We start from the raw sequence: 8,513 nt of genomic DNA on the forward strand, positions 1-8,513 counted from the left end.
CTACGCCTACGGCCTGGGCCTCGACGGCCAGGCGGGCGTCGACCACGTGATCCGCTGTCTGCTCGCCGAACTCGACCTCACCCTGGCCCTGTCCGGCCACGCCGGACCCGCCGGCCTCACCCCCGACGACCTGATCGAGGAGTCCGCATGACCGCCGTGAAGAACGTCCTCGCCATCGTCTCGCCCCACGTGGGCGGCCGCGCGGCGGGAGGCGCCCTCGCCGGGCTGCTTCCCGGCTCGGCGCACGTCACCGTCGTCGAGTCGGCCGACGAGGACCCCGCGGCCCTGCGCGCGGCGCACGTCATCGTCACCGGCCTCGCGCCCGTCACCGCCGAGCACATCGCCGCCGCGCCGGACCTGGAAGTCGTCCAGTGCGCGAGCCACGGCTTCGACTACGTCGACCTGGACGCGGCCCGCGCACGCGGCATCCAGGTCTGCTCGATCGGCTCCAGCGGCGCCGAGAAGCAGAACGTCGCCGAGCAGACCTTCGCCCTCATGCTGGCCCTCGCCAAGCAATTGATCCCGGCGCACACCGCCCTCACCGAGGCGGACTGGGCGCTGCCCCGCCTCCAGCAGTCCATCACGGAGCTGTCCGGCAAGACGCTCGGCATCGTCGGCCTCGGACACATCGGCGAGGAAGTCGCCCGCCGCGCGGTCGTGTTCGACATGACCATCCTCTACGCGGGGCCGAGGCCGGTGTCAGCGGAGACGGAGGCCCGGCTGGGCGGCGCACGCCACGTACCGCTCGAAGAACTGCTGCGCACGTCCGACTACGTGTCGCTGCACGCGCCCCTCACGCAGGACACCCGCCACCTCCTGGACGCCGAACGCCTGGCCCTCCTGAAGCCGACCGCCTTCGTCGTCAACACCTCGCGGGGCGCGCTCATCGACCAGGACGCCCTCGCCGACGCCCTGACGGCCGGCACGCTGGCCGGGGTGGGCATCGACGTCTTCGACCCCGAACCGCCCACCGCGGCCCTGCGGCTGCTCAAGGCGCCGAACGTGGTGCTCTCGCCGCATGTCGCGGGCGTCACCCGCGAGACGCTCGTACGCATCGGCCTCGCCGCGATCCAGAACGTCGCAGGGCACCTGGAGGGCAAGCCGCTGGGGGACGTGGTCTCCTGACGTACCAACAGCCGGCGGTGGGGGGGGGGGGGCGGGGGGGCGGGCGCGCCCGGCCCCCGCCCCCCCCCCCCTGCGCGGGGCGCGCGCGCCGGCCCGCCCCCCCCCCCGAGCCTGTTCGGCACGACCCAAAGCGCGGGGCGCCCCCACCCGCCCCCCCGGAGGGGATATTCGGTGGCTGCCCCGTGAAGCGGGGCATAAAATGCCCGGTCTGCCCGCGTGCAACGCGCCGCGCCCGCCACTGCCCGGTCGGCAACCGGTCAGCCCCATCCCGCACCCCCCGCCGGAGGCAACCGTGCACGGCCGTCCAGACCCCCTCTCCCGAGAGCGATCCCACCTCGCCGCATCCCGCTCGGCTCTCCGGGCCATGCGCGAGGACGCCGAGGCGCTCGACATTCGCGACGTCACCGCGAACTGGGTCAACGCCGCCGTCCTCCAGAGCCAGATCGACGAGCGCATCAAGTCCCTCGCCGACCTCTCCCACACCCCCCTCTTCTTCGGCCGCCTCGACTACCTCCACGCCCCCGGCGCCGACCAGGCGGAAGGCGCGGAGGGCGAGCAGTTCTACATCGGGCGGCGGCACGTCCACGACTCCGACGGCGACCCGATGGTCATCGACTGGCGCGCCCCCGTCTCGCAGCCCTTCTACCGGGCGTCCAAGAAGGCCCCGATGGACATCGCCCTGCGGCGGCGCTTCGGGTACACGGGCGGCGACCTCACCGCGTACGAGGACGAGCACCTCAGCGACGCCGACGAGGCCGAGCGGACGAGCAAGCTGCTCCAGCAGGAGATCGAGCGGCCCCGCGTCGGCCCCATGCGCGACATCGTTGCCACGATCCAGCCCGAGCAGGACGAGATCGTGCGCAGCGGCCTGGGCGGCTCGGTCTGCGTGCAGGGCGGCCCCGGCACCGGAAAGACCGCCGTCGGCCTGCATCGTGTCGCCTATCTGCTGTACGCCCACCGCGAGCGCCTGGCCCGGACCGGCACCCTGGTCATCGGGCCCAACAAGTCCTTCCTGCACTACATCGAGCAGGTCCTGCCCGCGCTCGGCGAGCTTGAGGTCAAGCAGGCGACGGTCGACGATCTCGTGGCGCACGTCGAGGTGCGGGGCACGGACGAAGCTGCCGCCGCCGTCGTCAAGGGCGACGCCCGGATGGCCGCCGTCCTGCGCAAGGCCCTGCGCTCGCACGTGACCATGCCGGTCGAGTCGGTCGTGGTGGTGCGCGGCTCGCGGCGCTGGCGCGTCCCGGCGTACGAACTGGAGGAGAGCGTCGGCGAGTTGCTGGCCCGCAACATCCGCTACGGGGCGGCCCGTGACGCGCTGCCGCAGCGCATCGCGCACGCCGTGCTCGTCCAGATGGAGCGGGCGGGCGAGGCCCCGGACGACCGGGTGCAGGACGCCGTGGCCCGTAACTCCGCGGTGAAGGCGGCCGTCAAGGCCGTGTGGCCGCCCGTCGATCCGGCGAAGCTGGTGCTGCGGCTGCTCTCCGACGCCGAGTTCCTGGCCGTACACGCACAGGGGATTCTCGACGAGGACGAGCAGAAGCTGATCCTCTGGAGCAAGCCGGTGCGGAGTGTCAAGGCGGCCAAGTGGTCGGCGGCCGACGCCGTGCTGATCGACGAGGCAAGCGATCTGGTCGCAAGGACGCACTCCCTGGGCCATGTCGTGCTCGACGAGGCGCAGGACCTCTCGCCCATGCAGTACCGGGCGGTGGGCCGCCGCTGCACGACGGGTTCGGCCACCGTCCTCGGCGATCTCGCGCAGGGCACCACCCCTTGGGCCACCCGGAGCTGGGAGGAGGCCCTGGAGCATCTGGGCAAGGGGGACGCCGTGGTGGAGGAGCTCACGGCGGGTTTCCGTGTGCCGCGGGAGGTCATCGCGTACGCGTCCCTGCTGCTGCCCTCCATCGCGCCGGGCCTGGCCGAGGTCAAGTCCGTGCGTGAGTCGCCGGGTTCGCTGGTGGTGCGGCGGGCGGACGACCTGGACGCCGCGTCCCTCGAAGCGTGCGCCCAGTCGCTGCGGCACGAGGGCTCGATCGGCCTCATCGCCGCCGACGCCCGGATTCCCGCACTGGCCAAGGCCCTGGAAGCGGCGGGAATGACGTACCTCTCGCCCGGCGAGGAGACCACGCCCGACACCCGCCTCACGCTCGTGCCCGCCTCCCTCGCCAAGGGACTTGAGTACGACTACGTGGTCCTCGACGAGCCCGCCGCCGTGGTGGACGGCGAGCCCGACGAACGGACGGGTCTGCGCAGGCTGTACGTCGCCCTGACCCGTGCGGTGTCGGGACTCACCGTCGTGCACTCGGCTGAACTGCCGGAGCAGTTGGGCGGCTAGGAGGCTAGGCGGTTTCCGACTGCCGGGCGGCCGGCAGGTGCGAGACGACGAGCACGAGGCCCGCGAGCGTCACGATGCGCGTGGCCGCGTCCAGGCCGTTCCAGTCCTCCGACTGCCACATGGCGAACCATTCGCCGCCGATCCCGATGAATCCCACCCCGAACAGGACGAGGACCATCAGCAGGCCGATCGTGCCCGCCCGCCGGGCCCGGCGCAGCCCGGCGGGGCGGCGCAGGGCCCCGGCCCACAGGACGGTCGCCGTGAGCAGGACGAGCGCGGCCAGGGTCTCCCAGACGATGATCCCGACGTACGCGGCGTCCTGGAGCGCGGTGGACTCCACCGCGCGCCACATCAGGTCGTCGTCCTTGAAGGTGGTGTCCATCGCCAGGACATGGCGCACGAACTGCTGGTTGCTGTCGAAATCGGTGATGTTCCCGAACGCTACGAGCGCGATGTAGAGCGCCACCGTCCCGGTGAGCAGTGTCGCCGCGACGGGCAGCGTTCCGGCCTTGAGTATGCGGTCCGCGGGACGTGTTGTGTCCACTGGTGTCGGCATGAAGTCCCCTCCCCTGTTGGCCCAGTTGTATCGCGTCCCGCGGGGAACGCGATCAGGCCCCCCTGGCGCAAAGGGGTCAGGCGTCGATCGCGGCCCGCCAGCGGGCGACGGCCTCGGCGCAGACCGGAGCCGACCAGCCGTCGGGCCGGGAGGCGCCGCCGATGTGGAACGCGTCGACGCCCGCCGCCCTGAGCTGCGGAAGGTGGTCAAGGCGCAGGCCGCCGCCCACCAGGATCTGCTGCTGGTAGCCCGGTTCGCCGGAGCGCGCGGCCTCGGCGAGCAGCGTGGGCAGGCCGTCGTCCACTCCGGTCGCCGAGCCGGCGGTGAGGTAGGTGTCGAGGCCGGGGAAGTCACCGAGCTGCTTGCGCAGGGCGTCGCGGTCGGGGGTCCGGTCGATGGCCCGGTGGAACGTCCAGCGGCAGCCGTCGATCGCGCCCGCCAGTGCTTCGACCGCGGCCAGGTCGGGGCCGCCCGTCTCGTCGAGGAAGCCCAGGACGAACTCGTCGGCGCCCTCGCTCCTGAGCTCGTGCGCGCGGCGCACGAGAGCGTCGACGTCGCCCGCGGCGAAGCCGTCCGCGAGGCGCAGCATCACGCGCAGGGAGATGTCCACGGCGGCGCGGATCCCGGCGAAGGTCTCGCGGGACGGGGTCAGGCCGTCCGCGGCCATGTCGGTGACCAGTTCGAGGCGGTCCGCGCCTCCGGCCTGGGCGGCGACGGCGTCCTCGGCGTCGAGGGCGATCACCTCCAGGACTGCACGCTTGCTCATGGATGTCTTCCTTCGGGTCCGGGGCCGCGGGGCGGACGGTCTCAGAGCCCCTGAAATCGCCGCACATAGGTCTAGTCCAATTACCCAGCCTACGCGCAGATCGCCCCGGTGCGCCTCATGCGCACCGGGGCGATCGCTCAGGAAAGCGGCTTGAACCCCCTCAGGCGCAGGCTGTTGCCGACCACGAAGACCGAGGAGAACGCCATCGCGGCGCCCGCGATCATCGGGTTGAGCAGGCCCGCGGCGGCCAGCGGCAGCGCGCCCACGTTGTAGGCGAAGGCCCAGAAGAGGTTGGACTTGATCGTGCCGAGGGTGCGGCGCGAGAGGCGGATGGCGTCGGCCGCCGCGCGCAGGTCCCCTCGTACGAGAGTGAGGTCGCCCGCCTCGATGGCGGCGTCCGTACCCGTGCCCATCGCAAGGCCCAGGTCGGCCTGCGCGAGCGCCGCCGCGTCGTTCACGCCGTCGCCGACCATCGCCACGCTCCGGCCCTCGGCCTGGAGCCGCTTGACCACGTCGACCTTGTCCTGCGGCATGACCTCGGCGATCACGTCGTCCGGGGCGATGCCCACCTCGGCGGCCACCGCCGCCGCGACCGCCTTGTTGTCGCCGGTCAGGAGGATGGGCGTGAGGCCGAGGGCACGCAGCCGCTCGATCGCCTCCGGGCTCGTGTCCTTCACCGCGTCCGCGACTTCGAGGACCGCGCGCGCCTCGCCGTCCCAGGCGACCGCGATGACCGTACGCCCGGCCGCCTCGGCCTCAGCCTTGGCGCGGTCGAGGTCCGCGGGCAGCCGGATCTCCCATTCGGCGAGCAGCGCCTCGCGGCCGACCAGGACCGCGTGGCCCTCGACGATGCCCTGGACGCCGAGGCCCGCGACGTTCGCGAAGTCCTCGGGGGCGGGCAGTGCGCCGACCCGCTCGGCCGCGCCTGCGGCAACGGCCCGCGCGATGGGGTGCTCCGAGAAGTGCTCCAACGCCCCCGCGAGCCGCAGGACGTCGTCCTCGCTCGTGCCGTCCGCCGCGTGCGTGGCGAGCAGCGTCATCCGGCCGGTGGTGACGGTGCCGGTCTTGTCCAGGACGATCGTGTCGACCTTGCGGGTCGTCTCCAGGACCTCCGGGCCCTTGATCAGGATGCCGAGCTGGGCACCGCGCCCGGTGCCGACCATGAGGGCGGTCGGCGTCGCGAGCCCCAGGGCGCAGGGGCAGGCGATGATCAGTACGGCGACCGCAGCGGTGAAGGCCGCCGTCAGACCGGAGCCGTTGCCGAGCCAGAAGCCGAGGGTGGCGACGGCCAGGGCGATGACGACCGGCACGAAGACCGCCGAGATCCGGTCGGCGAGGCGCTGGGCCGCGGCCTTGCCGTTCTGCGCGTCCTCGACGAGCTTGGCCATGCGGGCGAGCTGCGTGTCGGCGCCGACCCTGGTGGCCTCGACGACCAGGCGTCCGCCCACGTTCAGGGTCGCGCCGGTGACCGAGCCGCCCTTCGCGACCTCGACCGGCACGGACTCGCCGGTGAGCATGGAGGCGTCCACGGCCGAGGCGCCCTCGATGACCTTGCCGTCGGTGGCGATCTTCTCGCCGGGCCGTACGAGGAAGTGGTCGCCGACCTTCAAGTCGTCGACCGGGATGGTCTCTTCGCGCCCTGTGCCGGCCCGCAGGACGGTGACCTCCTTGGCCCCCAACTGGAGCAGCGCCTTCAGGGCTGCGCCCGCCTTGCGCTTGGAGCGGGCCTCGAAGTACCGCCCGGCCAGGATGAAGGCGGTGACGCCCGCCGCGGCCTCCAAGTAGATGTTCCCGGCGCCGTCCGAGCGGGAGATGGTCAGCTCGAAGGGGTGCGTCATGCCGGGCGTACCGGCCGTGCCGAAGAACAGCGCCCACAGCGACCAGGCGAAGGCGGCGGACGTGCCGACCGAGATCAGCGTGTCCATCGTCGCGGCGCCGTGCCGCGCGTTCGTGAAGGCGGCCTTGTGGAAGGGCCAGGCCGCGTACGTCACGACCGGCGCCGCCAGGGTCAGAGAGAGCCACTGCCAGTACTCGAACTGGAGGGCGGGGATCATCGCCATCGCGATGACGGGCACGGCGAGCAGGACGGCGGTGACCAGCCGCTCGCGCAGGGGCCGCAGCCCGTCGTCGGCCTGCCGCTCGTCGTCCTCCTGCGCGGCGGGCTCCGTACGGGCCGGGGCGGGCTCCTGTGCGGTGTAGCCGGTGGCCTCGACGGTGGCGATCAGGTCCTGGACGGCGACGTCCTGGCCGCGGTAGCTGACCTTCGCCTTCTCGGTGGCGTAGTTGACGGTCGCCTCCACCCCGTCCATGCGGTTGAGCTTCTTCTCGATACGGGCGGCGCACGAGGCGCAGGTCATCCCACCGATGGCGAGTTCTACTTCTGCCACCTCGGTGGTGCCGCCGGTGGTGCCGGGTGTGGTGGGCATGTCCGCGGGCTCCTCGGTCGGGGGCACCCGGGGTGGGTACCGCTGTTCGAGATCCATGTATACCCCTAGGGGGTACCTAACGCAAGGTGATCCGCTGCTTGACTTTATACCCAGGGGGGGTACCTTCAAAAGCCTGGAGACCCGCTACGGACCCGCTGGGAGCCGACCATGAACACCGGACTGAAGATCACCGCGTTCGCCGCGGCCGTCGCCGCCACCTTCGGCACCGCGTACGGGGTGGGGCAGGGCATCGACCCCGTGACCGCGAAGAAGAAGCCCGCGAGCGAGCACGGCGGACACACGGACCCGGGCGAGGAGGAATCAGGCGCGGGGGCCGGGGCGGACGCCGTGCCCGGCGGCCTCCAGATCTCCGAGCGCGGCTACTCGCTCGACCTGAAGACGTCCCGCATCGAGTCCGGCAAGCGCGAGGAGCTGCGCTTCACGGTGGTCGAGGACGGGGCGGGCGCGAAGGGCGCGGGCAAGAACGTCACGGCGTACGAGAGGGAGCACGACAAGGAGCTGCACCTCATCGTCGCCTCGCACGACCTGACGACCTACCGCCACCTGCACCCCACCCGCGCGGCGGACGGCACCTGGTCGACGCCGGTCGAGCTGTCCGAGGCGGGCGGCTACCGCGTCTTCGCCGACTTCAAGCCGCGGGGCGAGAAGGAGGGCCTGACGCTGGGCGCGGATCTCGCGGTGGCCGGTGACTACACCCCGAAGGCGCTGCCCCGGACCAACACCAAGGCCACGGTCGACGGCTACGAGGTAAGCCTCAAGGGCTCGCTGAAGCCGGGCAAGTCCAGTGCCGTGACCCTGAACGTCGAGAAGAACGGGCGCCCGGTCACCGACCTCCAGCCCTACCTCGGCTCGTACGGCCACCTGGTCGCCCTGCGCTCCGGCGACCTGGCCTACCTCCACGTCCACCCCACCGGCGAACCGGGCGACGGCAGGACGGAGCCGGGCCCCGCGGTCTCCTTCATGGCAACGGCACCGAGCCCCGGCTCGTACCGCCTGTTCCTGGACTTCAAGCACGAGGGGAAGGTCCGTACGGCGGCGTTCACGGTGCGGGCGGGGGCGGTGCCGCCGGGGAGCGGCAGTGACGTGACCCCGGATACGGATCCGGACGGCCACGATCACTAACTTCTCCGGGCCGCCTGAGTCTGCGGGTGCGGGTGGGTGGGGGCTGACCGCGCAGTTCCCCGCGCCCCTAAAAACCACCACCCACCGCCCCTCACCAGAGCGCCCCGTCAGGGGCGCGGGTAACTGCGCGATCAGCCACGACGGACCCGCAGGTACAAACGC

Annotated in this window: 7 protein-coding genes; 4 read left to right on the forward strand and 3 right to left on the reverse strand. The window is 72.3% G+C overall.

Going from position 1 to position 8,513, the window contains the following annotated elements; genetic code table 11:
- The 3 genes from ACQKIP_RS32355 to ACQKIP_RS32365 all read left to right on the forward strand — a co-directional run.
- Positions 1–151: alpha-hydroxy-acid oxidizing protein (locus tag ACQKIP_RS32355; protein WP_427744918.1), on the forward strand; the 151-nt coding region annotated here is incomplete at its 5' end.
- Complete coding sequence (locus ACQKIP_RS32360) at positions 148–1,125, forward strand: 2-hydroxyacid dehydrogenase (RefSeq protein WP_365861112.1); 978 nt, start codon at positions 148–150, stop codon at positions 1,123–1,125. The genes ACQKIP_RS32355 and ACQKIP_RS32360, both read left to right, overlap by 4 nt.
- 199 nt (positions 1,126–1,324) lie before the next feature.
- Complete coding sequence (locus tag ACQKIP_RS32365; protein ID WP_427744916.1) at positions 1,325–3,460, forward strand: HelD family protein; 2,136 nt, start codon at positions 1,325–1,327, stop codon at positions 3,458–3,460.
- Between the two features lie 4 nt (positions 3,461–3,464).
- On the opposite strand, the gene ACQKIP_RS32370 is transcribed toward ACQKIP_RS32365, so the two are convergent.
- From ACQKIP_RS32370 to ACQKIP_RS32380, 3 genes are all read right to left on the reverse strand, one after another.
- The gene (locus ACQKIP_RS32370) at positions 3,465–4,016 is read right to left on the reverse strand and encodes a DUF2165 domain-containing protein (protein ID WP_365860332.1); all 552 of its coding nucleotides are present in this window, start codon (positions 4,014–4,016) and stop codon (positions 3,465–3,467) included.
- A gap of 76 nt (positions 4,017–4,092) precedes the next feature.
- The gene (locus ACQKIP_RS32375) at positions 4,093–4,782 is read right to left on the reverse strand and encodes a copper homeostasis protein CutC (RefSeq protein ID WP_365860331.1); all 690 of its coding nucleotides are present in this window, start codon (positions 4,780–4,782) and stop codon (positions 4,093–4,095) included.
- A 137-nt stretch (positions 4,783–4,919) separates the two neighbouring features.
- Complete coding sequence (locus ACQKIP_RS32380) at positions 4,920–7,208, reverse strand: heavy metal translocating P-type ATPase (protein WP_365860330.1); 2,289 nt, start codon at positions 7,206–7,208, stop codon at positions 4,920–4,922.
- Between the two features lie 168 nt (positions 7,209–7,376).
- Between ACQKIP_RS32380 and ACQKIP_RS32385 the strand changes: the two genes are divergently transcribed.
- The gene (locus ACQKIP_RS32385) at positions 7,377–8,351 is read left to right on the forward strand and encodes a hypothetical protein (protein ID WP_365860329.1); all 975 of its coding nucleotides are present in this window, start codon (positions 7,377–7,379) and stop codon (positions 8,349–8,351) included.
- The last annotated feature ends 162 nt before the right edge of the window (positions 8,352–8,513 follow it).

It is taken from the genome of Streptomyces sp. NPDC059900 (assembly GCF_050270335.1).
Taxonomy (GTDB): Bacteria; Actinomycetota; Actinomycetes; order Streptomycetales; family Streptomycetaceae; genus Streptomyces.

Excerpts from the sequence above, each read along its gene's own strand:
- ACQKIP_RS32375 (WP_365860331.1), bottom strand. The coding sequence starts at position 4,782 with ATGAGCAAGCGTGCAGTCCTGGAGGTGATCGCCCTCGACGCCGAGGAC.
- ACQKIP_RS32360 (WP_365861112.1), top strand. The coding sequence starts at position 148 with ATGACCGCCGTGAAGAACGTCCTCGCCATCGTCTCGCCCCACGTGGGC.
- ACQKIP_RS32370 (WP_365860332.1), bottom strand. The coding sequence starts at position 4,016 with ATGCCGACACCAGTGGACACAACACGTCCCGCGGACCGCATACTCAAG.
- ACQKIP_RS32380 (WP_365860330.1), bottom strand. The coding sequence starts at position 7,208 with ATGCCCACCACACCCGGCACCACCGGCGGCACCACCGAGGTGGCAGAA.
- ACQKIP_RS32385 (WP_365860329.1), top strand. The coding sequence starts at position 7,377 with ATGAACACCGGACTGAAGATCACCGCGTTCGCCGCGGCCGTCGCCGCC.
- ACQKIP_RS32365 (WP_427744916.1), top strand. The coding sequence starts at position 1,325 with ATGCCCGGTCTGCCCGCGTGCAACGCGCCGCGCCCGCCACTGCCCGGT.